This window comes from Larkinella rosea (assembly GCF_003858635.1).
Lineage (GTDB): Bacteria > Bacteroidota > Bacteroidia > Cytophagales > Spirosomataceae > Larkinella > Larkinella rosea.
Window position 1 is genome coordinate 856004 of record NZ_RQJO01000007.1, and the last position, 25941, is coordinate 881944.

Sequence of the window (25941 nt, forward strand, 5' to 3'; positions counted from 1 at the left end):
GCGATTTCAAGAGGGTGAATATTCCCGAAAAGTACCATCCGTGTAGAACACGAGAATACGTTCTATGATCTTTTCTTCTTTATTTTTTGCTACAGCCGATTGTACCGGAGGTAGATAAGGCGGTTTTTCGTCGTAAGTCTCCGGCTGAGCCACCGGTTTTCGAAAACTGGGCTGTGAATCAGTGGGCCGCTGATTTACATTTGTCGACAACGGTTGATCTTCTTCCAATATCCAATCATAACCCAGTTCCGGAAACCGGCGGATTATCTTTTGAATGATGTCGAAGCTCGGGCGATTCCGGCCCGAAAGAATGTGCGATATACTGGATCGCTGAACGCCAATCTCATCCGCGAAGTACGACGGTGTCAGATTCTTATCAATTAAGACCTGTTTAATTTTGTCATTTACATTCATACCCTAAATGTTTTTTACAAATGTAATCAATATTACAAAAGGCAATTAATTATAAATGTAAATTATTTTTAACAATGTAAATTAATGACAATTGTAAATAGGTCAGAAATAAAAAGAGCCAGATTACAAATGTAAAATGGCTCAGTATATACGGAAGAATGGGTATTGGTGATTTTTACAATCTACACGGTTACGTTATTGGTGCGCAATGCTTCGTTTAGTGAGGTTTTCAAATCCGTGGATTCTTTTCGCTGGCCAATGATCAGCGCACACGGAACCTGATAAACACCCGCTGCAAATTCTTTAGCAATGCTACCCGGAATTACCACTGAATTAGCAGGAACAAAACCACGGTGTTCGACCGGTTCCGAGCCGGTTACGTCGATGATTTTAGAGCTGCCGGTGATCGTTACACCCGCACCCAGAACCGCACGTTTGCCGATGTGCGCCCCTTCAACCACGATGCAACGGGAGCCGATAAACGCACCATCTTCGACGATTACCGGTGATGCCTGGGGCGGTTCCAGAACTCCACCGATGCCAACTCCCCCACTCAGGTGAACGTCTTTGCCGATCTGAGCGCAGCTGCCCACCGTGGCCCAAGTATCGACCATCGTTCGCTCATCGACATAAGCACCCACATTGACGTACGATGGCATTAAAATCGCCCCGGCTGCAATGTAGGAACCGTAGCGGGCAACGGCCGGTGGTACCACTCGCACTCCCCTTTTCTGGTAATCTTTCTTCAGCGGAATCTTATCGTGAAATTCAAAAATTCCGACTTCTTCGGTCCGCATTGTCTGGGAAACAAAATACAATAGGATTGCTTTTTTCACCCATTCGTTGACAGTCCACTTCTCCCCTACAGCACCGGGTTCGGCCACGCGTAACCGGCCTCCGTCGAGTTCACTAATAATTTCTTTAATGGCTTGAATCGTTGTCGAATCTGCCAATAATGAGCGATCTGTCCAGCACTCTTCAATTACTTTTTTGTACTCCATAGTTCAAAAATTTGTTTATAGGAAAAGTTTATTTCAATCGTTATAACTATCTGATTATTACTGGTATTATAAGTATTGATCTGAAATTATTTTTATATATATAGTACTATTTATTATCAAATTTTTAACTGCCATTTTATGAGCTGTCTGTCTTTTAATATATAAATACTTTCGGGTAGACTAGCAACCAGGAGTCCGTTGAAAAACCGTATGTTGCTAAATAAATATAATACAAATCCATTATAAAAAATAAACCCGGTTTTTGGGAGTTTCAGGCTATTTAAGGCCTTACGAATTTCAGTGATCATACCGCCTGAAGGTATGGTAAAGAAGCGCTGACGAGCTAGGGAAATGATGCGGAGTCCTCCTGAAATTTCAATCAACAGCCTACGTGAAAAGCCCGAAGATTGCTGAAAAGGCACAGGTAATGCAGAAGAAAAAAAAAGGTCAGATTGCGCGTCGTATAGAGTAATTTGAAGGCGAGATACGGCATCAATTCTGAGAAGATCAGAGCTGTATTTTAGCAGAGCTGACGGGACGACCGAGGATATCAAAGCCTAATTTTGGGTTAAAATCTCCCTTTCAGTTCGTGGTTAAAAGCGAAGGCAGATTCAAGAACAGAATATAAAAATAATCATTTTATACGGTGGATAATAGAAAAACCGATAGTTTTTATGATGAATAGATCCCGCTATTTACTTGCTAGCGGCGGAATAAAATCGGATTGCTTCGGGTCAGTTAGATATTCATGTGTTAAGATAAGCGAGAGGTAAAAGGTTAGTAAAACGCAAATGATATACTATTTAATTTAGTAATTTTCAAGCCATAATTTAGTATTTTGCTAAAATAAATACTAATTCATGTCATCTGCTTTAGCTAAATAGTCCTGTATTACTAAATATTATATCCCTATTAGTCGAGCGCTTTTTCGGCTTGTAATCCAGCGGCTACCATTTTACAATGAAAGTTGTCTTTACCTTTTAAATTGTAATAGTATCTTTGCAGTGTTCTTGCTAACTATATTTTTAAACACACAATGGGTAAAATCAAAGTTGCCATTAACGGATTCGGGCGCATTGGTCGCTTGTCTTTCCGGAGACTCCTCGAAAAAGAAAATGTGGAAATTGTTGCGATCAACGATTTGACAGATAATGCAACACTCGCACATTTGTTAAAATATGATTCTATTCACGGTAAATTTCAGGGTGAAATTTCATCCGATAGTGAAAGTCTAACCATCAATGGGGTTCGTATTCACGCTTACGCGGAACGTGATCCCAAACAATTACCCTGGGCTACTTTAGGCGTTGACGTTGTTCTGGAATCAACGGGTCGGTTTGTTGACGAAGCCGGTGCCGGCCAGCATTTGACCGCCGGAGCTAAAAAAGTAGTTATCTCCGCTCCTGCCAAAGGGAATATTCCCACCGTCGTTTTAGGCGTTAATGAAGATACCCTAACGGGCAACGAAACCATTGTTTCAAACGCTTCCTGTACGACAAACTGCCTGGCTCCAATGGCCAAAGTTCTGGACGATGTGTTCGGAATCGAGAAAGGTTATATGACGACCATTCACGCTTACACGGCCGATCAGAACCTGCAGGATGCTCCCCACTCCGATCTGCGCCGGGCCCGCGCTGCCGCATTATCGATCGTTCCTACTTCTACCGGTGCTGCTAAAGCCGTTGGTCTGGTATTGCCGCAATTGAAAGGAAAGCTGGATGGCTATGCTCTTCGTGTACCCATTCCGGATGGTTCTGTCACTGATTTGACAGCAATCCTGAAACGCCCGGCAACTGCCGAAGAAATCAACAGCGCCATGAAAGCTGCCGCAGAAGGTCCGCTGAAAGGAATTCTGGAATACTGCGTTGACGAAATCGTTTCGACTGATATCGTTGGCAACTCAAGCTCCTGTATCTTCGATTCGAAATTAACCTCGGCAAATGGTACACTGGTGAAGATCGTAGGCTGGTACGATAACGAATTCGGCTACTCCAGCCGGATCGCTGATCTGATTGAAAAATTGTAATATTTAAGGAAGTATCAACAAAAAAGACGGCTTAATACGCCGTCTTTTTGCATTTTAAGTATTTTATCGAAAATCCTTTTCGGGTAAAAATCTCTTCATACTTTGTCTTGATTCCCAGGTGCAGGTTATTCATTTCGGAGGCATACAAGTCGCGGGTAGTAATTAAATCATGAAATCCATTCGCAGATAACGTCTCGATACTAAAATCAAAAAAGATGTCATGATCAGTTTTCAAATGCAATACACCCTCATCCGCTAACATTTCCCGGTATAAGCGTAGAAACCGGGGGTCGGTCAGGCGGTTTTTCGACTGACTGATCCGTAGTTGCGGATCCGGGAACGTAATCCATAATTCGTTCACCTCGTTTTTGCCAAAAAAATCCAGAAGACGGAACGCATCGGTTCGTAAAAATGCCACATTGGTTAAACCCGATTCCTGAGCAGCCAAACTCCCCTGCGCAATGCGGTCACCTTTCCGGTCGATGCCGATGAAATTGACGTGCGGGTAATGCCGGGCGAGTCCGACGGTATATTCTCCTCTCCCACAACCCACCTCAACCACAATCGGCTGATCATTCCTAAAATACAGTTTCCGCCAATTGCCTTTAACCGATTCGTATAACTCCTTACCCGGTTCTAATACATTCTCACTAAGCCGGTTGTGTTCAAAACGAACCAGTTTTTTTCTGCTCACGCTCCTAATTGATTTAATTCCGCTACGACATAGGTACTCCCTGTCACCAGTATACAGTCCTCCGGTTTCGCAAGCGCTAGGGCGGCTTCCAGTGCCTGATTCACATCGTTAAAAACGTCACCCTCCAAGCCATAGGTATGAAATTCTTCGGCGAGTATTTCGGCATCCAACGCCCTGGGAATAGTGGGTTCGCAAAAATAATACCTGGCTTGTTTTGGAAACAACCGAATGACTTTCGACAAATCCTTGTCTTTCACAAAACCCACAACCAGGTGAAGCTGGGCATACGCCACCGTTTGCAACGACTCCATGACATTACGAATCCCGGGCTCATTATGTCCCGTATCACAAATAACCGTCGGATTGTGCTGCAAAATCTGCCATCGCCCCTGTAAACCCGTTAACGTGACAACATGTGCCAGCCCCGTTAAAACATCCGTTTCGGAAATCCAAAACGCCGGGCTATCGGGACGATCGGAGTAAAAACCGGGTCTGGCAAGAATTTTTAACACCGCCAGAACACCGGCAATATTTTTCAATTGGTAACTACCCAGCAAACCAAGAGTGACCCGGAAATCGGCTCCATTTTTAGAAGTCAATACAATTTTTCGACCCTCTCCCTCAACTCCGAGGTCAGTGGCCGAGTACCATTCCGAACCCACAATAAGCTCACTCCCGCATTCCACCGCCCGGTCGCTGAAAACCGGATACGTCTCCGCGTCGAATTCACTGATCACCACCGGGACACCCGGTTTAATAATACCCGCTTTTTCAAAGGCGATTTTCTGAAGCGTTTCGCCCAAAACATCGCTGTGATCCCAGCCAATGTTCGTAATTAGCGACACCAACGGCGTAATGATGTTCGTTGAATCCAGCCGCCCCCCTAAACCCACCTCAATAACCGCAATATCGACGTTCTGACGCGCAAAGTAGTCGAAAGCCATACCAACGGTTACTTCAAAGAAAGAAGGCTTTAAATCCTCTATAAACGCTTTGTGACGGACGACAAACTCGGCGACCTCGTCATCAGGCATGGGAGAACCGTTTATCCGGATGCGTTCCGTAAAAGATTTCAGATGGGGTGAGGTATACAAACCGGTTTTGTAACCGGCCGACTGCAACACAGCCGCCAGCAAATGCGACGAGCTGCCCTTGCCGTTGGTTCCGCCAACGTGAATGGTTTTAAATTGCTGCTGCGGATTTCCTAAATACGCGCAGAGTTTGATGACATTGTCCAAACCCGGTTTAATCGCCTTCGCCCCGATGCGGTGAAAAACCGGTAACTGCGCATAGAGGTAATCAATGGCTTCCGAATACGTCATTCGGTACTAGTTTGAGCGGATATTGATGGTGTAAATACCGGTCGAGATGGGCGGAGCAACTGACGCTTTCTGAACCAGCTGGAGTTTATAAACCTGTTGTTTATAAAATTCGGTTACGGTTGGACTCAACCGGGTTTCTTTAACCTTCACAAAGGTCACATCCCCTTTATCGTCTACCTTGATTTCAAAAACGATTTTACCGCTTTCTCCGGAATTATCCGTGGCCAGTCGAGTACTTCCCAATCGCCAGCCAGAAATGTTCAGCGAAACGCCGGAACCCGTCCCACCCGGTGTGCCATAAAATTGCTTGGCATTGATGTTTCCATCCGGATTTCCTTTATCCCCCACACCCGACGCGTCATCGCCATTGTTGTTCCCTCCTATTCCGGACGCTTTGCCCACCGTGCCATTCGAGCCTCCCGAAGAACCTTTCTTATACAACGCATTGGCATCCACTTTCTTAGGTTCCGGAACGGGCTCGGCTTTGGGCGGAGCCGGCGTCGGCTTTGGCGTGGTAGCTTCCACTTTTTTCGGTTCGGCTTTTTCCGGAACCGTCACCGGACTTTCAATTTTACTGGCGATATCCGGTTTTTCGGTAACTACTTTACTGACCTTGGCATCCACTATTTTCGGAACCGGCGAAACAGGTGTCTTTTCAACCCGCGAGGTCGTCGTAACTTTCGGATTCGGTTTATCCTCCTCCTTCTTCACGTCTTCCTTGTTTTTCGAATCGTTGGCTTTATTGTACGTCTGAATCGATCCGCTGCCAATCAAATCGGTACCGAAATTGACTTCAACCAGTTGTATCGGCGGAGGATCGGGAACCGACTGCCACAACCGAATGTAGAGCAGCAGAAAGAACAATAGGGCGCAAACAGCGAAGGATCCGGCAAACGCCGTTACCCGGTATTCATTCTCATTTTCCAGTGTGACGCGACTCATGCTAAAGCTGTTTAGCCAATTAACGGAATAACCGGTAGAATGTATTGTTCTACAACGGCAAAAATAGAACGAATTCGCGAATTGTTCGGTTCACAAAATCAAAAAGGCAGCCTCAAGGCTGCCTTTTCATCTTCCATATCATCGAAATCAATCAAATCACCGTCATCATTGTCCGATTTTATGCACCCAGGCATGAGCACCGGACAACTTACTCACCGCATCAAGCGACGCCAGCACCTCGTTTCGATCAGGTGATCCAATCGCTGCCACTTTAATCAATTCTTTCGTTTTAGCCTGCGGTAACACATAGGCCGTTTCAAAACCGCCTTTCCGCAACCGACGCATCAACCGACGGGCATTGGCTTTACTGGCAAAACTACCGGCAATGGCGAGGAAATAGGTTTCCGTTTTTTTGGTTTCAACATTTGCCGCAACGGGTTCCGAAACCACTTTCGGCGTGATCGGTTCCACATCCGGAGCGGTCGCTGCCGTTTCGATCGTTGTCGGAACCGATCCGATTGCCGGTTCTACTGGTGCAGGCTCGGCAACTACCACCGGTTTTTCAACAACCGCTTCCGGTGACGTTGTCGCTGGCTCGGCTTTCTCACGAACGAATAATTCGAATGGATTTAAACTACTTAATACCTGCGAGGGTGATTTTTTTACGGTAACAATTCCCAGCGAACAAACCAGCAACACGGCAGCGGCCCAGCCCAGGTATTGGCGGTAACTGCGCTGAACGGGCATTCCGATCTCTTTGGCTTCGGAGTGAACCTCTTCCGCTTCGACCAGGATCGGGCTTTCCGACCGAACCGGGACCAAAGACACCGGTTTCTCAACCAACACCGGGCTTACATTCACTAAACGGGCTGTAACAGGCTGAAAACCGTAGGATTCACCCTGAAAATTATGACGGATTTCCGGATCAAACTGCAGCTTACCTTCCTCATTTTCCGAGAATAAGCCCAAGCCATCTATTGTAAAGATTCGTTCCTGACGCACTTCGACCTTCAGTTCATCCACAAACTGACGAATCACCTGCAACGCTTCATCGCGCGTCAGACCATCGTGGAGCATCATGAAATTGATGAGCAGGCCATCGTCCAGCTTCAAGGCTTCGTTGAAGGCAATTTTCTTCCGGGGAGGCAGATACAGACCAGATGCTTCAACAAATGTTGCCGGAACGTAGTGCAAAATGAACCCTCCCAGGTCGGGAATGACGATGCAATCGTATTGAAACAACAGTTTTTTGAGGTAATCCGAAACGTGTACCATGGCTTTCAGTTAAGGTGGTGTCAGAAGCTGTATGACAATCCTCCGAGAAAGTTAAGCCCTTGTTGCGGATAATACAAATAGCGCTGATAATTACTACCAGTAATGTTATTTAACGAAACAAACGCTGAAACCTGTTTTCCCAGGAAATAGTCAATTTTCAGGTTGACATCCCAGATCGGTTTGAGCGTGACAATCTGATTGGTAACGAAATTTTTACCCTTCATTCCCTGATAATGGTACAAATCGGCCGTGATAAATAATTTTTTATTCACGATAAAAGAATTTGACCAGTTACCTGAAAGCGTCGGACGGTGCCAGGCTTCCTCCAGCCGGCTCAGGGTGTAGTCGTAAAAATCGGCCCGCAGCGTTGAGCGGAAAATTTCCTTGTACGTGTAACCTACCTGTCCCGACACCGTCAGGACGTGTGAGCGGTTACCGTCGTAGACCACAAAGAACTGCGAAGTATCCGGCCAGGTGTTGTTGAAACCGTAGAAATTCCGGTAGCGTGCGTACGACACTTTCCCTTCGTAGGAAATTCCCCCACCTAGTTCGCCTTTGCTTCCGCCGTAGATATCCCAGGTTTTTTCGGTATTCGCCAGCACCACTTTAGGAGCCAGCCACCGGTTTTCGCTCAACAAACTGCGCAGCGTGTTACGGTTTATATCACCATCGACGCCCGCAAAAAAGTGAATATTCCCAGCCGGAACCACATCAATGTCCAAAACCGGAAAAGCACGCGTCCGGTTGATACTCTGGCGTTTATCGGATTCGTTAACAGCGTTAACCCCGAACGTGGCAGTCAGAAATGAATTAGAATATTTGAAGGTGGGCTTTACCCGGAACAAATTCCGGTTATCGACGGGACCGTCTGTCCGCTGGGTCACGAACGCATCAGCGGCAAAGAGCGCGTTGAAATTATCCGTAATGCCCACCGAGCCTTTCAGGTTCGTTCCCCACTCAAATTCGGTGGCTTCGTAATTATCCGTCAGATTGAAAATTCCGGTTTTCAGCGAGTAGTCGATGTTCTTATCCGGATCGACGTTTTCAATTCCGACACGAAACTGCGTCGTCGTCAACTTCTGCCGGATCGTCGCCCGATCGATCTCCTGCGGACGCCGGTAGCCGTAGAAATAGAACGCTTCCCGGTCGTAGCCCAGGTTGGCCGAGAGTTTGAACGCATCGGTCTGGTAATTTCCATTCAGCTTCAGGCGGTTTTCGCTCGTTGCCGAATTCTTCCCATCAACCGGCCCGACCGAGGAGGACAAATGTTTGAACGATCCATCGACCGAAACATTATCCATCACCTGACCGCTGCCGAACGCTTCTCCGAAAAATGAGCCGTAATTACCGGCCCCCACCTTCACGTAATTGTTGAACAGTTCCTGCTGCTCCGCCTGTGCGGCCGGAATGGGCAAAGCCGACGGATTCAGTTTCGGGTCACCCACCGACAACGAGCGGTCGTTGAACTCGTAGGTCAGTTTGCGTTGTTCGTTCGAGGGTTTAATCGACGGTATTTTATTGAAGAGCCGGTTGGCCGCCGGCATTTCGATCTTTCTGTTTTTTTCAATCGTCACTTCCTGGTTGTCAACTTCACCCTCCCGAACCGGGGGGGTGGTAGGGCGCTGGGGTTGCTGAGCCCTTACATCAACCGTTTGGAGCAAAAGGCTGCCCGATACAATCGCAATCAGCGCGAGGTGGTCGATGGATGATTTTGGTAAGAACATGCAGGTATTCGAGTTGACCGATGTGGTTCTGGATGAATGATTTGAGTTTCTTATTCCGATGCGCTGAACGGCGTCAGTTTTTGCTTTCGATCGAAGCCAGCTTCTGCTTCGCTTCGGCAACAATCTCCTGATTTTCAGCATTCTCGATGATTGAGTTCAGTACGGCCTTGGCCTGGGCAACCTCGTTCTGAGCTACGTTATTATCGGCAACCAGAATAAAACCCTTGCCTTTCCAATAGTCATACTGGGCAAAATCGGAGTTAAATCGCAACAGAGCGTCGATGGATTCCTTGTATTTTTTGTTCCGGAACAGGATGTCAGCAATCCAGTAATTGGCCTCGGCACCCTGCTCATCTTTCGCCAGTGCAATGGTTTTTTCGAAATCAGTCGTAGCCTGTTTAAAATCACCTTTAGCGTAAGCGACTTTCCCGAGCATCAGCTGCGCCCGGTTTTGCGCACCCGGAACCACATTGCCCATCGACAAGGCCTCGCGGGCCGTTACCTGGGTCGAATCGTAATTACCGGTGGCGTAATAGGTGTCCATCAGACCCAAAACCGCCTGCGACTGTTCGTTTTTGCTTTTCGACTGCGCCAAAACCGTGCGGTAATTCCGAATTGCCCGCGGGTAATTCTTCTGCTGACGTTCCACATCAGCCGCCCGGGCCGCAGCCCGCGTCACGAAATCCGACTTGTTGTCGCTGATCACCATATAATAATACCGCAGGGCATTGGGCAAATCGCCCGACCGGAAATAGGAATCGGCCAGGTAATACCGGGCTTCATACACCAGCGGACTGCCCGGATTGTCGTTGATGAACTCCTGTAAAGTCGTTACAGCCTGAGCATATTTTTCGTTGAAATATAGACCTTTAGCATTTTCATACTCAACCTTTTGTACATCTGTACTTCCGGGATTATTTTTCTTGTAGCTCGATAAGGTGCTACTAAATTCTTCCGACCGACCGGCGTCGCTCAGAGCATTCTGCAAACCGAGTAAAGCCCCCGGCGCCGACGGACTGCCGCCATACTGATCCAGAATCCGCTTGTAGTCCTGAATGGCCGGTTCGTAAACCTGAAGATTGGTATTGGCCGTTGCCCGTTTCAGCAAAGCCGCCGGAATCAGGTAACTTTTCGGTTTATCATTGATCAGGCGGCTAAAACCGCGAATCGAAGCCTGGTAGGCTCCCTTTTCAAAATCCACATTCGCGGACTGAAACAGGGCGTCATCGGCATAGCGCGAGTTCGGGAATTGGGTCAGCACTTTATCGAACTGGGCTTTGGCCTCCACATCCCGTTCCATGAACGCCAGAATAACGCCTTTCTGGAAAGAAGCATAATCCCGATCGATGCGGCCCTGGGCAATCGCGTTGTCGTAATACCGCATCGCTTCGTTGTAATTCTTGTTCGCGAAATAACTATCCGCTACCCGGACCGTCGCATCTTCCAGGGCCTGCTTATCCGCACTGCCCGACTTGGAAATGAAATCGCGGAAATAGGTAATAGCCTGCGGGTAATTTTTCTTGTTATAGGAAGCGTAGCCAAGAGCGTACAAACTTTTGCCCTGTAAATCGGGCGAAATGTTACCGGAGCGCATCACCTGCTGATACAATGGAATTGCTTCGTCGTATTTCCGCATCGCTGAATAGGATTCCGCTTTCCAGAACAGCGCATTGTTGCGAAGATCGGTATCGACCGGGTATTTCAGTGACTTATCCAGGTTGTCGATGGCCTGTTCGTAGCGCTCGGCATTGAAATCAATTACCGCCTGATTATACGTAATGCGCTGGTACGACGCGTTGATCCGTGGCGTCCTTCGTTTTAATCCTTCGATGTAGGCAATCGCTGCGGAGGTGTTGTTGGACGAAAAATACGCTTCGCTCAGCAGTTCGTTCGATTCATTTTCAAATTTGCTGTTCGGATATTTTTTCTGAAAGTCGGTAAACTCTTTTACGGCTTCGCCCCCGTTGTTGAGATCGAGCTGGAGTTTGGCGTGATTAAAGGCCGATTCTTCCTGAATGGGTTTATTGAAGTTCAGTCGAGCCGATTGATCGAAAGCATTCAGGGCAAAACCGGGGTTCGAGGTTTGGAGGTAACTGATCCCGAGCCGATACGCCGAATATTGGGCAATCGTATCCTTTCCGGCCGAAACGTTTTTCAGGGCTGCAATTGCTCCGGTGTAATCGCCGGTTTTGAAGAGCGAATCGCCGTACCGGAATTGTATCGCGGGTGCAACACTCCGGCCCTTGATGTTACTATATTGCTTATAATAAGGTATGGCTTTCGCGTAATCCCCTTTTTTGTAGTAGACCTCAGCCGCAAAAAGGGCGACTTCGGCCAGTTGAGCAGCATTCCCCCGGTTTCGCTGTAACAGGGGTTGAGCGTAAGCCAGCAGTTCATCGTAGCGACCGCCTTTGTACATCGATTGCACAATCCAGTTCGGCACCTCATTCTGATAGGTCGGATTTTGCTCGATGCGTTTAAAGTCCGCAATCGCTTCTTTATAATTACCTTGTCGGAAATTGATCACACCGGCGTAATACGATGCCGACGCAGCCTGTTCCAAACCGGGATCCTGCTTGATCTGGTTCAGCAGCGGCAAAGCCTGGCGTAAATCCTGTTTCGAATAGTAGGCCATCGCCAACAGGTATTTGCTCTCGGCCTGACCATACGCATTCTGATTATTTTTGATGGCTTTCTCCAGAAACGTAATCGCCCGGTCGTAATCGCCCTTATCGAAGTAATATTTACCCAAATCCCCGTACAATAATCCGGCTTTGGGATGTTCGCGGTGGTTTTTCACAAACCGGTCAACCTGCACCTCCGCTTCCGGGATGTCCAGGTACAGGCCCGTGAGGGCAATATAGTATTCTGCCGAAACCGCGTTTTGATCGCTGATGTTCGTGATCGGTTTTTTTCGCTCCAGGTATTGCTGGAATTCCTGGCGAGCGGCCGCGTAATTATTTTTTTCGAACCACTCCAACCCGTTCCGGAACAGAACATCGGGTTCGGTATAACTCAGGGTTCGTTGGGCCGTCGCCGGAAGCGACAATACCGAGCAGGTTAATAAAACCGATAATTGGAGTGCCTTACCAAACTGGGTCGGACGCATACGTTGGGGTTAAAACAGATTTTATTTATCGTAGTTACGTTATTACTTTTGTAAGTCGTAAAAACGGGTTTCTACCATGTGAAAACGAAAGTACACGCATTTCCGTATGAAAAAAAATCATTGGCTTTTCTTTTTACTATATATAACTGCAATTGCTGCGAGCGGTTTTTCTTCCTCCAAATCCACTGAAACACCTGCGCCCGCGCCCGCCCCTGCCATTACCTATTTTCTGTCGATGCCCCAACCGCAGACCCATTATTTTGAAGTGGAAATGCGAATCCGTGGTGCTTCGGCGAATTTCAATCAATCGCAAAATGGCTACGTTGATGTTAAAATGCCGGTTTGGACGCCCGGTTCGTACCTGATTCGGGAATATGCCAAAAATGTGGAAGGTTTTCGGGCACTCCAGGGAAATCAGCCCGTTCGGTCCGAGAAGATCCGAAAAAATACCTGGCGCGTGTATGCCACGGCTGATCCTATTACAATCCGCTATAAAGTGTACGCGTACGAACTTAGCGTACGGACCAGTTTCGTCGATGCATCGCACGGGTATCTGAACGGCGCCAGTATTTTTCTGTACGTCGATCAGTTGCGCAATCGGCCGCATCAATTGGTGATTCAGCCTTTTATGAACTGGCACAAAATCACGACAGGTTTGCCCCCCGTTTCCAATCAACCCAACACGTACGAATCTCCCGACTATGATGTGCTGGTGGATAGCCCCATCGAAATCGGAAATCACCACACATTCACCTTTATTGCTGCGGGCGTTCCGCACACGGTGGCGATGTATGGCGACAAACTCTACAACGAAAACCGGCTGTCCGAGGACATGAAACGGGTTTGCGAGGAAGCTGCCAAAATCATCGGCGAACATCCCTGCAAAGATTACACCTTCATCATTCATCAAACGCCAACGGGTGGGGGCGGTCTGGAACACGCCAATTCTTCGACGCTGCAAATCACGCGAAACGCTTTTTTGAATGCGCAACTGTATCAGAATCTGCTGAGTCTGGTCGCTCATGAATATTTTCACCTCTGGAATGTCAAACGAATCCGGCCCAAAGCGCTCGGGCCTTTCGATTACGAAAATGAAAATTACACGCACCTGCTGTGGGTGTCGGAAGGCATCACAAGTTTTTACCAGTCGATGATTCTCAAACGAAGTGGTTTTCTGACGTCGGAATCCTACCTGCGTTCGTTCGCCAGCGAAATAAGCGGGATTGAGAATGCACCGGGTAACGAGGTGCAATCGGTGGCCGAATCGAGTTTCGACGCCTGGATCAAGTACTACCGTCCGACTGAGAACTCGATCAACAGCACGGTTTCGTATTACAGCAAAGGCAGTGTGCTCGGCAGTTTGCTGAATCTGGCAATTGTTTCGAATACGGACGGACAGAAAAACCTCGACGACGTGATGCGGCTATTATATAGTACGTATTACAGGAAACTGAAACGCGGTTTTACCGATGACGAATTTCAGCAGGCCGTCGAAACAGTTGCCGGTCAAAAGCTGGACGACTTCTTTCGAGATTACGTATTCGGAACCGCCAGGATTGATTACAATACGTTCCTGAATCCGGTGGGTCTGAAGCTGGTGGACGCCAGCGCCAGTAAGGAAGATGCATATCTGGGGGCCATGACCAAATCCGGTAACGGTAAATTAATTGTTTCGGCCGTTCGGCGCGACTCCCCGGCCTGGATTGGTGGCTTAAACGTCAACGACGAAATTCTCTCGATCGATAGTTTGAAGACCGGAGCCAATCTGGATAAAATACTGGAAACCTTCAAGCCCGACGATACCGTCACAATTCTGGTGAACCGGAGTGGACAGATTTTGTCCCTGCCCATTACACTTACCGGAAATCCATTGGCGGCCTATCGCATCGAGCCTGTCGAGAATCCGTCCGTCGAACAACGGGCGTTGTATCGAAAATGGCTTTCCATTAAAAGTACGTAAGCTAAAATTCGTGACGCCCGATCGTATGCATAAAATCGTCGTGCATCTGGCCAAACCGTTCGTTGACCCGCAGCATGAAGGGTTCGTCGAGCAGCTGAATCACTTCGTCCTCGGACGCGACATCCATTTCACTGACTTTATAGGTCTGCTCATACATACCTGCTTCAATTTTGATCAGGTATTTGTTATTCCAGTAATACAGACCAACCCGGAAAGCCGGATGCGAAATTTCTTTTAAAAACCGCATTTTGTTACCATTTAACAGTGTTAGGTTACTTAAAAAGTACCAAAATCATCAATCATGCCACCAATCGCCCGCCACATATTCTTTCGTTGTTCATTCTTCGTTGTTCATTGTGCCTTATTTTTCTCCTGCTCAAACTCGGACAAGGACGAAGCCGCGCTTTTTTTTCAACGGGCCAATGTGGCTTTCCAGTCGGGCGAATACCGGCAGGCCATCCGATTTTACAACGAAGCTATCGAAAAAAATCCTGATTTGGCTGATGCTTATAACAATCGGGGTTTGGCTAATGTACGGATTGGAAACGTGGAAGCGGCCCTGGATGATTACAACCGGGCCATCGAAAAAGACGCCGAGTTCTGGCAAGCTTACTTCAACCGCGCTGAAGTTCGGGCGGACCTGAATGATCTCCAGGGCAGTTCCGAGGATCTGGCGAAAATAAAACCAGTTTATAAAGACTCATCCTATTTTTACGTTCGACTGGGCAACATCGAGGTGAAACAAAACCGGATGTCGGCGGCCCAGTCCAATTTCGAAAAAGCGCTGGCGATCGATCCGAAAAATGCCGAAGCCCTGACCAACCGGGGCGTTTTGTATTTCAATCAGAAACAATTCGATTTGGCCAAAGCTGATTTCCTGCGGGCCACCCAGCTCAATCCCAAACAGCATTTTGCCTTCAACAATTTAGGGTTGATTTTGGGTCGTGAAGGGAAATATGCCGAAGCTTTGCAACTGACGGACAAGGCTTTAGCGCTGGAACCCGCACAACCTTATTACCTCAACAACAAAGGGTTCTTACTTTTACAGTCGCACCGCCCGGACGACGCCTTCAAATTGATTCAGCAATCGATCAAACTCGATGATCAAAACGGCTGGGCACACCGCAACCTGGGCATCTACTACCTGTCGAAAAACCAGTCGGCCCAGGCCATTGCATCGCTGAAAACCGCCGAACAGCTCGATCCGTCCGTTGAAAATGTGTATGGCTACCTGGGAAAATCCTATCAGCAGGCGGGTGATCCGACCCAGGCCTGTCAAAGCTGGAAACGGGGCGTAACTGCCGGTGATGAACTGGCCAGACAGGAAGCAGCCCGTTTTTGCCGCTAACGGGGGCTGAATGCATTCTGAATCAATGCTTTATAAGCCTGAAATTGTTCCGCATTGGTTACCTTATCCGTTTCGATTTCCAGTAATCCGGATTTACCTTCCGCAAAGAAATCGGGCAGCGCGGTATTTAATTCCGGATAGGACGTCACTTTCCAGTAGGACAGTCCAGCGTCTTTGGCGGTGTTTTCGGCCGTAAGCGGCTGTTCCGTTTCAAAATACGAATCGAGTTCCGGTTGCCGGGAAGGTCCGTCGATGATCCGAAAGATATTCCCGCTGTGGTTGTTCAGGACAATAATTCGTAAGTTGCTCGGGATCAGGTTATTCCACAGCGCGTTTCGGTCGTAGAAAAAAGCTACGTCGCCAATCAGGACCGTGACCGGTTTTTCTGTGGTCAGCGCGGCACCAACTGCCGTGCTTAAACAACCGTCAATTCCGCTCGTTCCCCGGTTGGCAAATACCTCAATTCGCTGATTCCCTTCCAGCCCGGAGAGGTTTACATACCGAACGGGCATACTGTTCGCGACATGGAGCTGGCTACCGACCGGCAAGGAATCCAATATTCGCTGAATAACCGCCCATTCGTGAAAAACCGCATCGTCTTTCAGAAATTGCCGCACCAGCCGCGTTGCCTGGCGATCCAGTTTCTGCCAGACTCCCTGAAAACCGGTGTCAGCGTCGTCCTCATCGTTGCTCACAAACCGCTGGTAGTCAATATCCGAAAACAGCTTTTCGAAAAAAGCCGCCGGTTCGTACGGTATCAAGCGGGTGAGTGACTGAAACGGATCGGCCAGCCGGTTGTGCGGCTGAATCTGCCAGTGAGCTTCCGGCGGTTGGGATCGTAAAAACAACTTGAACTGCTTGGAGATAAAGGATTGGCCGCAGGTAATCAGCAAATCCGGTTTTAGCTCTTTTTTGATCGACTCGTCTGACAGACTCAGAAAAACATCCTGCCGGGTGATAAATTCATTGTTCCGCGGCACATTGGAAATCACATCGCCGACAATCGGAATGCACCATTCTTCACTCATCTTTTTCAAAACCGCCAGCAAGGCCGGATCGTGCGGTCCCTGCCCTATGGCAATCAGCTTCCGTTCGGCGGTTTCCCACTCGTCCTGCAACTGGTGCCAGGTTTCTACCGGTAATACCCACGAGGATTTCAGTTGCTCGATGACCCGCACCGGACCATATTCAAACCGCTCGTCGGCCATTGGGTAGAGTGGTTCGCGCAGGGGAATATTGATGTGAACCGGCCCGAACGGTTCCGTCCGCGCCAGATCGATGGCTTCGTTGGTCGACCGTTCGGCAAACCAGTGGGCGTCGGCGTGTTCAAAATCAGCGGGCAGTTCAAACGAGCGCTTGACGTGCTTGCCAAAAATATCGGTTTGGTAAATGGTTTGTCCATCCTGCTGATGCGTCCAGTCCTTCGGTCGATCGGCGGTTAGAATCAACAGCGGTATTTCCTGAAAATACGCTTCGGCCACCGCCGGAGCCAGGTTATAGACAGCGCTGCCGGACGTACAAACCAGAATCACCGGTTGGTGAAGTTGCTGGGCCATTCCGAGAGCAATAAATCCGGCGGAACGCTCGTCGGCCACCGCCCGGGTCGTCATTTTTGGGTGCCGGGCAAGGGCCAGCGTAAGGGGCGCGCTTCGTGACCCCGGCGAGATAATCGCTTGCCGAATCCCTTTTCGGGCACACAATTCAACTAAATTCAGAACGTGTTGATGAATAGCCACACCAAATGCTGTTTAAAATCTTCTGGACAAAGAAAAGCCGGAAACGCTTGCTTGCTGCGCTCCCGGCTTTCTTTATTTCAGGTTTGAGTTTTCGGTTTGAAGTTTTTAGTCCTTAAAAACACCAAACCAGATACCATACACTTTATACCTTTTAACCCAAATAGGTTTTCAGCGCTTTCGAACGCGAGGTGTGACGCAGCCGACGGATGGCTTTCTCCTTAATTTGCCGAACACGTTCACGCGTCAGGTTGAATTTCTCGCCAATTTCTTCCAGCGTCATGGCGTGCTCGCCGTTCAGACCAAAGTAGAGCGTGATGACATCCGCTTCCCGTTGGGTCAGCGTCGACAAAGCGCGTTGTACTTCTTTCCGCAGTGAATCGTTGATCAGGCCCGAATCCGGTTTGTCTTCGCCGTCGTTTTCCAGTACGTCGAGCAAACTGTTTTCTTCGCCCTGCACAAACGGCGCGTCCATCGAAACGTGACGACCGGAAATTTTCAGGGTATCGACCACTTCAGCGGCCGAAATCTCCAGGACGGCAGCCAATTCTTCGGGCGACGGTTCGCGCTCGAATTTCTGCTCCAGATCCGAAAACGTTTTGGAAATCTTGTTCAGTGATCCTACCCGGTTCAGCGGCAGGCGAACAATCCGCGACTGTTCGGCCAATGCCTGCAGAATCGACTGGCGAATCCACCAAACGGCGTACGAAATAAATTTGAACCCCCGGGTTTCGTCAAACCGCTGCGCGGCTTTGATCAGACCCAGGTTTCCTTCGTTAATTAAATCGCCCAGAGACAAGCCCTGGTTCTGGTACTGTTTTGCTACCGAGACGACGAAGCGCAGGTTGGCTTTGGTCAAACGCTCCAGCGACAACTGGTCGCCTTCCCGAATTTTTTGCGCCAACTGTACTTCTTCGTCGGGCGTGAGCAAATCCACTTTACCAATCTCCTGCAAATACTTGTCAAGCGACTGGCTTTCGCGGTTGGTAATCTGTTTTGAAATCTTTAGCTGTCTCATGTACGGAATACTGCCTTCCGGCGGTCCGGTTTATTACTATTTCATCGGCTTATCGCCTACGCAAGTCCAATTGGTAACGAAATCGTGTACGGAATCCATACACTAAAAAGTAACAAATCAGGCTGGATTTTTGTTCGCGGGCCGGGGTAGCAATACTTTCCGTGAAAGCCGGTATTTTCCGGTTTTTTTGTCGACTTCAATCAACTTCACGCGAACTTCTTCACCCACTTCAAGTACCCCATCCATGGTTTCCAGCCGATCCCACTTGATCTCGGAAATATGCAATAAACCGTCTTTTCCAGGCAGGAATTCGACAAAAGCTCCGAACGGCATAATGGTCTTCACTTTTCCGTCGTAGATCTCGCCCACTTCCGGAACGGTAACGATTCCTTTAATCCGCGAAACCGCTTTGTCCATTCCGGTTTGGTTGGTCGAGAAGATGTTGACATAACCCGCGTTATCTTTTTCTTCGATAACAATCGTTGTGCCCGATTCTTTCTGAATTTCCTGAACCACCTTACCACCTGGCCCGATAACAGCGCCGATAAATTCGCGGTCGATCTTGATCGTGATCGCGCGGGGAGCGTGCGGTTTCAACTCCGGGCGGGGAGCCGTCAGCGACTTGTTCATTTCGCCCAGAATGTGCAGACGACCGGCTTTGGCCTGGTGCAACGCTTCCGTCAATACGTCGTACGATAACCCGTCGACCTTGATGTCCATCTGGCAAGCCGTAATACCGGCTTCGGTACCCGTCACTTTAAAGTCCATGTCACCGAGGTGATCTTCATCGCCCAGGATATCGGAGAGAACGGCGTATTTACCCGCGTTATCCGTAATCAGACCCATGGCAATACCGGCAACCGGTGCCTTGATTTTAACCCCGGCATCCATCAGCGCCAGCGTCCCGGCACAAACCGTCGCCATCGACGATGATCCGTTGGATTCCAGAATGTCGGAAACGATCCGAATGGTGTACGGATTGTCGGCTTCGGGCGGCAACACTTTTTTCAACGCGCGGTGGGCCAGGTTTCCGTGACCGATTTCCCGGCGACCCGCTCCCCGGTTTGGTTTCACTTCACCCGTTGAAAAACCGGGGAAATTATAGTGCAACAGGAATTTGGAGAAGCCCTGGAACATGGCCTGATCAACGATCTGCTCATCCATTTTTGTCCCGAGCGTCACGGTCGTCAACGATTGGGTTTCCCCGCGGGTGAAAACCGCTGACCCGTGGGCCGAAGGTAAATAATCGACTTCCGTTGTGATCTGGCGGATTTCGTCCAGTTTCCGACCATCCAGCCGGTAGCGTTCGTCCAGTACCAACCGGCGCGAGGCTTCCCACTGCACATCGTGGAAATAGGTTTTGGCCAGCGACAGTTTAAACGCATCGACTTCTCCTTCGGGAAAAAGTGTGTTTTTGAATTCATCAAAAACCGCTTTAAACGATTCGCTGCGAACCTTTTTATTTTTATTGGCCTGCAGGGCAACGGCATAAACCTTGTCGTAACACTGCTGAGTTACCAGCTGACGCAACTCTTCGTCGTGGGTTTCGTGGCTGTATACGCGTTTTGCCTGTTTGCCTACCGCGGCTTCCAGTTCTTTTTGAGCGGCACACTGAAGCTTGATCACTTCATGAGCAGCTTTGATGGCTTCCACAACTTCTTCTTCGGAACATTCATTCATATGGCCTTCTACCATACAAACGTCTTTTGCGGTAGCCGCAACGATCAGATCGAGCGTCGCCCGTTCCAGATCGGAAGTTTTGGGATTGATCAGGTATTCTCCATCAATTTTGGCCACCCGCACCTCCGAGATCGGTCCGTTGAACGGAATGTCTGAAACCGCCAGGGCTGCTGATGCCGCCAGAGCCGCCAGAGCGTCGGGCAACACTTCCGCGTCGGCCGAAATCAGCGTGATCATAACCTGCGTATCGGCGTGGTAATCTTCGGGGAAGATCGGGCGCAGGGCGCGGTCGACCAGCCGACTGATTAATATTTCGTGATCGCCCAGGCGTCCCTCCCGGCGTTGAAAACTGCCTGGAATGCGACCCGCTGAAGCGAATTTTTCCTGATAATCAACGGAAAGCGGCAAAAAATCGGCGCCTTCTTTTCCTTCTTTATTCGATACCACCGTTGCCAGCAACATGGTATCTCCCAACCGAACAACTACCGCACCGTCGGCCTGGCGAGCCAGCTTGCCGGTTTCGATCGTAATGGTACGCCCGTCAGGAAGATTAATGGATTGTGTGATGATTTGTGACATGCTTTTTTTTAGAATATACCCGACAGCCGCTTTTTTAACCGATTGTTGCTGGTAAAAGACCGCAACTACAAAAACTTACTCGCAGACCGCTTCGTCGGACCATCCGACTGTAAAAAAATTTAAAAATAGAAGTACCCGTAAGGCAAACATGAAATCAGGGAACCTGTTTGGCGGGTTCCCTGATTGTATTGAAGGCGTTACTTCCGAAGACCTAATTCAGCAATAATGGCCCGGTAGCGATTAATGTCCTTTTTCGTTAAATAGTCCAGCAGCCGACGGCGCTTTCCTACTAGTTTCAGCAGACCCAGGCGGGTGCCGTAATCGTGTTTGTGCTTTTTCAGATGCTCTGTCAGGTGGTTAATCCGGAATGTGAACAGTGCAATCTGAGATTCAGCCGACCCAGAGTCTTCCGCAGTTCTGTTGAACCCCTGAGCAGCAAAGATTTCTTGCTTTTTCTCGGTATTTAAATACATCGTCAGATAGCTAAAACGAATGAAAAAATTGAATGAAACGCAAAAGTACGATTTTATTCATTTAGATGCAGAAAACCAGGTCAGATTTTTTCAGGCCAACTGCTTTTCCGACCGTCCGGCGCGCCAGTTGGCGTACCGGTTTTTCATTCGTCCCCACCAAATCACGTACACATCTTTGTCGAACAGACGCGAATCGTTGCGGGCCTGTTTCATCAGATAAAGTCCCAGGGGCAGTAAAATAGCGTTTGCCATCCAGGCACCAGCCGGTACCCAGATCAAATCGTCCTTGGCGTATTTATCGCCGGTCAGCGTCAGAACGTACAGCAGAATAAAAAACAGAATGGAAACCAGAACCGGGACCCCAAAACCGCCTTTCTTGATGATGGCTCCCAACGGAGCACCGATGAGAAACATGATAAAACAGGAAACCGCCTGGGTAAATTTATGGTGGCTTTCCAATTCATACCGGTTAACGGTTTTCGCTTTTTCCTTCAAATACGTCTGGTTTGACTCGGCGTAGGAAAGCATGTTTTTAGCCTGCGAAAGCGCCATGTCACTGATTTCACCCTTGATTCGGGGTTCAACGGGTCGGGCCAGCAGCGAATCGATCCACTTTCCGGCCTTCAAAACAGGTGGAACGGGTGTCGATGGATTCGTAATAATCACTGGCTGTGGTTGCCGGAATTGATACGTGTAATACTGCCGGGAAGTAGCCGCCGTTCCGGCAACGGTGGTTTTCAGTTCCTTTTTGAGCGAGTCTGTCAGCGTCGACAATTCTTTCAAATTCTTCATGTACTCGTGGTACTCGAATTGCTGCTCGTTGGTCCGTTTCAATCCATACGAATCCAGACTGATACGAAGTTTATAGTGCTGAAAACCATTCCGGAGAAATTTGGCCAGCGAATTTTGCGAACCATTGCTGGCGTACGAAACGCTCGACGAATTGTCGGTGTATTCGGTATAATCATTTCCATTATACAGCTCGAAAACCAGGTATTGTTTATCGGGCGTGGTGTACATCCGGCCCGAATCCGCGAGAATGATTTCCCGGTTTCCGGTTTCCATCCCGTTTTCCTGGTGCTTGTAGATCACCATGCCCCGGAGGGTTTCACCTTCTTTTTTATCGGCTTTAATGCTATAACCGGGCAGGTCATTGTAAAAAATCCCTTCTTTGATGCTCAGCGTAGCTTTCGAGGATTTAATATCCCAGAGCAGACTATAGCCTTTCAGATTGGCCCAGGGTGCAACTTTGTTGTTAAACCAGAAGGAAAAGATGGCAATTCCGGTCGCCACGATCAGCAACGGCCGCATGGCCCGGGTCAGCGAAATGCCCGCCCCTTTAAGGGCCGTCAGTTCAAAAAATTCCCCCAGATTGCCGTAGGTCATCAGTGAAGACAACAAAACCGCCAGCGGCAACGCAATCGGAATGGTAATGAGGCTAAAAAAGAAGATGATTTTCGCGAAAACCCGCAACTCAATGTCTTTCGACACAAACTGATCGATGTAAAACATCATCAGCCGCATCAAAAAAATAAAAACCACGACACAAAGCGTCAATACGAACGGCCCCCAAAACGACTTCAGTACGAGCTTGTCAATTTTTTTCATGCCCACTAACTACCCACAATTTCTTTTAACTTATCGATTAAACTGTTCCAGAGGGATTTAAGTTCGTCGGGATCGTTGTTGGACGAGTAGTCCGTGATGCGTAAAAACGTAGATTGAGTCAGTTCACTGACATCGACGCGGAAATCGATGTAATTATGTTCTTCCGAAGTAGCGCCGTTGCCGTTCAGAAATTCGAAGCGAACGCTTTTATTCTGGCGCATGGAAACCTGTTTGGCCAGGTGACTTTCATTATCCCAATAAAAATCAAATTGATGATCCGGGCGCATGTTCACTTTCTGAGCGAACCATTGGGAGAGTCCGGAAGCGGTGCTGATATAGGGAAACAGAACCTTTGGAGAGGCCCGAAGCTCGTATTCCGCGACAAATTTATAGTTTTCCATATCAGTGAAATTAAATAGGTAATGTGGCAAAGTTAGCAGAATTTTAATACGGTACTTAAAAAGGTGTGTTGGAGTACAAGTTTTTTTTCCTACTTTTGTGGCACGAAATCTGGCGGGGTAGCTCAGTTGGTTAGAGCACAGGATTCATAACCCTGAGGTCACGAGTTCAACTCTCGTCCCCGCTACAAATAAAAAAACCGCCCCTTTAGCAGGCGGTTTTTGTGTTTACGCCCAGTCAGCCGGTCGAAGACCCTAACCGCGGTGAAATAATAGGGGAAGCAAAAGATAACCGATGGCAGGGTCTCCCGACCGTACGACGGCCCGGCACCGACAGGGTTTGAAGTTAATGCAAAATCTCGTACACCAATTGCTTCAGAATTGCGCCCTCGTTTAAGGAAGGCGAATCGATGCCTTTCGAAAGTGCGTCGGCCTGCCGGATGGAATGGATAATTCCGGCTACTTTCCACAGCGGATACGCCCGGGCGGTTTGCAAATAGTCTTTCACAAAAAAGGTGTGAACGCCCAACAGGGTAGCCAGTGTCTTTTCGGATTGGTCGCGCGATGCCTGCACCATCAATACTTTCGTAAAAAACTGGTACAGAATAATCAGCATCGGCGGCAGCGGATTGTCCTTCGGGTTTCGGCTAAAATAGTCGGCGATGCGGTTGGCCTTCAGCACATCCCGTAATGTGAGCGCTTTTTGCAGTTCAAACACATTGTATTCTTTACTGATCCCGACCAGCCGTTCCACGGTGTCAGCGCTGATTTCCTCCCCGACTTTCAGATTGATCATGATTTTGTCGATTTCACTGGCCAGTCGTTTCAGGTCATTGCCAATGTAATCAAACAGCATCTGAATGGCTTTCAGGCTGATTTTCACGTTCTGACGGCGGCAATAGTCACCAATCCAGTCCGGTACTTTATTATCGTACAGCTTTTTGGAATTGAGCAAAATACCCTTCTGGGCAATGGCTTTGGCCAGCGCCTTGCGTTCGTCAAACGGACCGGCATGACACAGGACGAGTATCGTGGACGCCAACGGCGCCCTGGCGTAGTCTTCCAGCAGGGTCTGGCTTGCCTTCTCGTTCAAACCGCCCATCTGCTGCGCTTCCTTCACAAGTACCAGCTGCCGGTCGGCCATAAACGGATACCGCCGGGCCATGTTAATCACCGCCCCGATCTGGGTATCTTTCCCGAAAACCGTGAACTGGTTAAAGCCCCGCTCGTGCTCCGGTACGGCCACTTTTTCAATTTCATCGGCTACCAGATCGGTAAAATACGGTTCGTCGCCGTGCAACAAATACACCGGCGCAAAATTTTTCTTCCGGACGTCCTTTAATATCTGATCAATTGCCGGTGTCATAACGATACTGTATATACGTAATGAGTTTAAAAATGGGGTACCTTACCTAACCGGCGGATGAGTCGCCCGAAAAATCCAAACCTCCTGTTCCAATTCGGGAAAAAACCGGTCGAAATACGCGCCAAAGCTAGTGTAATTGTCCTTTAAATCCTCGATGGCCGTATCCAGATTGGACGGAAAAGCCGTTCGGCGCGCCATCCCTTTCAAACTTCGATCGATGCCTTCCAAAAACTGGTAATTCAGCAACCAATCGTGCTGCATCATATAACCCGCCATCCGCCGGGCCGCGTCGGGCAACTGATTCCGGTGACTTTTCAGAAAATCATAAAAACCGCTTACAAAATCGGCCAGCGACTGGTTGGCAATCTCGGAAAAACGCCGGGCCAGAAAATGATCCAAAAAGACATCAATGGCCGGCCCGGCGTACTTATGACAACGCGGTCGAACCACAATGCGCATTTCTTCAATAATCGGATGGTGATCCGTAAATTGATCGATCTGACGATGCAACCAGATACCGCGCTGAATTTCAGGTGATAAGCCGTGCCGGGGATGCGCGGGATTCCCCTTGATAAAATCCGCAATAAAATTACCAATGATCAGTCCTTCATCCGGTCCGGAAAGGTAGGCATGTGCTAATATATTCATCGATGAAGTTGCCTACAAATGAGGGTCGCCCTGCGAAATCGCGGATTCAAATCCCGGTGTCGGCTGGTATTGTACGGTTTCTACCCCGAATTTACGCAAAAACTCGACACCTTCGTCCGTCGGAATGCCTTTGTATTGCGCGTAGGAATGCAGAAAAACCACCTTTGAAATTTTCATACTATAGATAATCCGTGCGCAGGCAATGCAGGGCGACAGCGTGACGTAAATGGTTGCCCCTTCGATGGCGGAACCGTTTTTAGCCGCGTACAAAATCGCATTTTGTTCGGCATGAAGCGCCAGCGAACAACTTCCTTTGGAATCGCGGGGACAGCCTACTTCGGGAAACTCCTCGTCACAATTATGGGTTCCGGCCGGTGGACCGTTGTACCCAATGGAAATAATCCGGGTGTCTTTGGTTAAAACCGCACCTACCTGCGCCTTGATGCAGTGTGACCGCTGGGATAAATTGACGGCCAATTCCATGAAAATATCGTCAAACCGGGGCTTGCTCATCGAACGTGATTTATTTAATGGCAACACGGAATGTACCGATGGAACGGATTTTCACGGCCAAAATCCGTTTTAATTCGTTCCATCCGTCCAACCCGTGTTGCCATCAAACT

21 protein-coding genes and 1 tRNA gene are annotated in these 25941 nt (G+C 48.7%); 4 read left to right on the forward strand and 18 right to left on the reverse strand.

Annotated elements, in window-relative coordinates:
- Nucleotides 1-6 precede the first annotated feature (6 nt).
- A complete protein-coding gene (locus EHT25_RS03795) occupies nucleotides 7-414 on the reverse strand; it encodes a helix-turn-helix transcriptional regulator (protein WP_124870882.1) in 408 nt (135 codons plus the stop codon).
- Between the two features lie 182 nt (nucleotides 415-596).
- Complete coding sequence (locus EHT25_RS03800; RefSeq protein WP_124870885.1) at nucleotides 597-1415, reverse strand: 2,3,4,5-tetrahydropyridine-2,6-dicarboxylate N-succinyltransferase; 819 nt, start codon at nucleotides 1413-1415, stop codon at nucleotides 597-599.
- A gap of 1036 nt (nucleotides 1416-2451) precedes the next feature.
- On the opposite strand from EHT25_RS03800, the gene gap reads away from it, so the two are divergent.
- Nucleotides 2452-3441 carry a type I glyceraldehyde-3-phosphate dehydrogenase gene (gene gap, locus EHT25_RS03805; protein ID WP_124870888.1) on the forward strand — a complete coding sequence of 330 codons (990 nt, stop codon included), beginning with the start codon at nucleotides 2452-2454 and terminating at the stop codon, nucleotides 3439-3441.
- Nucleotides 3442-3472: 31 nt separating this feature from the next.
- Here the strand turns inward: gap and trmB are convergent, their stop codons facing one another.
- From trmB to EHT25_RS03835, 6 genes are all read right to left on the reverse strand, one after another.
- Nucleotides 3473-4135, reverse strand: a complete 663-nt coding sequence (gene trmB, locus EHT25_RS03810) for a tRNA (guanosine(46)-N7)-methyltransferase TrmB (protein ID WP_124870891.1) — start codon at nucleotides 4133-4135, stop codon at nucleotides 3473-3475.
- Nucleotides 4132-5457 carry a bifunctional folylpolyglutamate synthase/dihydrofolate synthase gene (locus EHT25_RS03815; protein WP_124870894.1) on the reverse strand — a complete coding sequence of 442 codons (1326 nt, stop codon included), beginning with the start codon at nucleotides 5455-5457 and terminating at the stop codon, nucleotides 4132-4134. Before EHT25_RS03815 ends, trmB begins: the two co-directional genes overlap by 4 nt.
- Before the next feature lie 6 nt (nucleotides 5458-5463).
- Complete coding sequence (locus EHT25_RS03820; RefSeq protein WP_124870897.1) at nucleotides 5464-6399, reverse strand: hypothetical protein; 936 nt, start codon at nucleotides 6397-6399, stop codon at nucleotides 5464-5466.
- A 165-nt stretch (nucleotides 6400-6564) separates the two neighbouring features.
- A complete protein-coding gene (locus EHT25_RS03825) occupies nucleotides 6565-7674 on the reverse strand; it encodes an HU domain-containing protein (RefSeq protein WP_124870899.1) in 1110 nt (369 codons plus the stop codon).
- A 20-nt stretch (nucleotides 7675-7694) separates the two neighbouring features.
- Entirely contained in the window at nucleotides 7695-9398 is a 1704-nt protein-coding gene (locus EHT25_RS03830) for a TonB-dependent receptor (RefSeq protein WP_229311429.1), read from the reverse strand.
- 73 nt (nucleotides 9399-9471) lie between these two features.
- Nucleotides 9472-12507, reverse strand: a complete 3036-nt coding sequence (locus tag EHT25_RS03835) for a tetratricopeptide repeat protein (RefSeq protein ID WP_124870902.1) — start codon at nucleotides 12505-12507, stop codon at nucleotides 9472-9474.
- 106 nt (nucleotides 12508-12613) lie between these two features.
- On the opposite strand from EHT25_RS03835, the gene EHT25_RS03840 reads away from it, so the two are divergent.
- The gene (locus EHT25_RS03840) at nucleotides 12614-14467 is read left to right on the forward strand and encodes a M61 family metallopeptidase (RefSeq protein WP_124870905.1); all 1854 of its coding nucleotides are present in this window, start codon (nucleotides 12614-12616) and stop codon (nucleotides 14465-14467) included.
- A gap of 1 nt (nucleotide 14468) precedes the next feature.
- On the opposite strand, the gene EHT25_RS03845 is transcribed toward EHT25_RS03840, so the two are convergent.
- Entirely contained in the window at nucleotides 14469-14714 is a 246-nt protein-coding gene (locus EHT25_RS03845; RefSeq protein WP_124870908.1) for a hypothetical protein, read from the reverse strand.
- Nucleotides 14715-14768: 54 nt separating this feature from the next.
- Between EHT25_RS03845 and EHT25_RS03850 the strand changes: the two genes are divergently transcribed.
- Nucleotides 14769-15815, forward strand: a complete 1047-nt coding sequence (locus EHT25_RS03850) for a tetratricopeptide repeat protein (protein ID WP_124870911.1) — start codon at nucleotides 14769-14771, stop codon at nucleotides 15813-15815.
- Here EHT25_RS03850 and menD read toward each other — a convergent pair.
- From menD to EHT25_RS03880, 6 genes are all read right to left on the reverse strand, one after another.
- Nucleotides 15812-17551, reverse strand: coding sequence for a 2-succinyl-5-enolpyruvyl-6-hydroxy-3-cyclohexene-1-carboxylic-acid synthase (menD, locus tag EHT25_RS03855; RefSeq protein ID WP_124870914.1), 1740 nt, complete (start codon nucleotides 17549-17551; stop codon nucleotides 15812-15814). The genes EHT25_RS03850 and menD overlap by 4 nt on opposite strands.
- A 151-nt stretch (nucleotides 17552-17702) precedes the next feature.
- Nucleotides 17703-18566 carry a sigma-70 family RNA polymerase sigma factor gene (locus EHT25_RS03860; RefSeq protein WP_038118528.1) on the reverse strand — a complete coding sequence of 288 codons (864 nt, stop codon included), beginning with the start codon at nucleotides 18564-18566 and terminating at the stop codon, nucleotides 17703-17705.
- A gap of 117 nt (nucleotides 18567-18683) precedes the next feature.
- Nucleotides 18684-20825: a polyribonucleotide nucleotidyltransferase gene (gene pnp / locus EHT25_RS03865; protein WP_124870917.1), complete on the reverse strand. Its 2142-nt coding sequence runs from the start codon at nucleotides 20823-20825 to the stop codon at nucleotides 18684-18686.
- Between the two features lie 197 nt (nucleotides 20826-21022).
- Nucleotides 21023-21298: a 30S ribosomal protein S15 gene (gene rpsO / locus EHT25_RS03870; protein WP_124870920.1), complete on the reverse strand. Its 276-nt coding sequence runs from the start codon at nucleotides 21296-21298 to the stop codon at nucleotides 21023-21025.
- 90 nt (nucleotides 21299-21388) lie between these two features.
- Nucleotides 21389-22906, reverse strand: coding sequence for an LptF/LptG family permease (locus tag EHT25_RS03875; RefSeq protein ID WP_124870923.1), 1518 nt, complete (start codon nucleotides 22904-22906; stop codon nucleotides 21389-21391).
- 5 nt (nucleotides 22907-22911) lie between these two features.
- On the reverse strand, nucleotides 22912-23307 hold the full coding sequence (locus EHT25_RS03880; protein ID WP_124870926.1) for an START-like domain-containing protein: 396 nt from the start codon (nucleotides 23305-23307) through the stop codon (nucleotides 22912-22914).
- Nucleotides 23308-23418: 111 nt separating this feature from the next.
- Between EHT25_RS03880 and EHT25_RS03885 the strand changes: the two genes are divergently transcribed.
- A tRNA-Met gene (locus tag EHT25_RS03885) sits at nucleotides 23419-23492 on the forward strand.
- 158 nt (nucleotides 23493-23650) lie between these two features.
- Here EHT25_RS03885 and holA read toward each other — a convergent pair.
- The 3 genes from holA to EHT25_RS03900 are packed head-to-tail and all read right to left on the reverse strand — an operon-like array spanning nucleotide 23651 to nucleotide 25831.
- On the reverse strand, nucleotides 23651-24670 hold the full coding sequence (holA, locus tag EHT25_RS03890) for a DNA polymerase III subunit delta (protein WP_124870930.1): 1020 nt from the start codon (nucleotides 24668-24670) through the stop codon (nucleotides 23651-23653).
- A gap of 42 nt (nucleotides 24671-24712) precedes the next feature.
- Nucleotides 24713-25318, reverse strand: a complete 606-nt coding sequence (locus EHT25_RS03895; RefSeq protein WP_124870933.1) for an acyl carrier protein phosphodiesterase — start codon at nucleotides 25316-25318, stop codon at nucleotides 24713-24715.
- A 12-nt stretch (nucleotides 25319-25330) separates the two neighbouring features.
- Nucleotides 25331-25831 carry a deoxycytidylate deaminase gene (locus EHT25_RS03900; RefSeq protein WP_124870937.1) on the reverse strand — a complete coding sequence of 167 codons (501 nt, stop codon included), beginning with the start codon at nucleotides 25829-25831 and terminating at the stop codon, nucleotides 25331-25333.
- Between the last annotated feature and the right edge of the window lie 110 nt (nucleotides 25832-25941).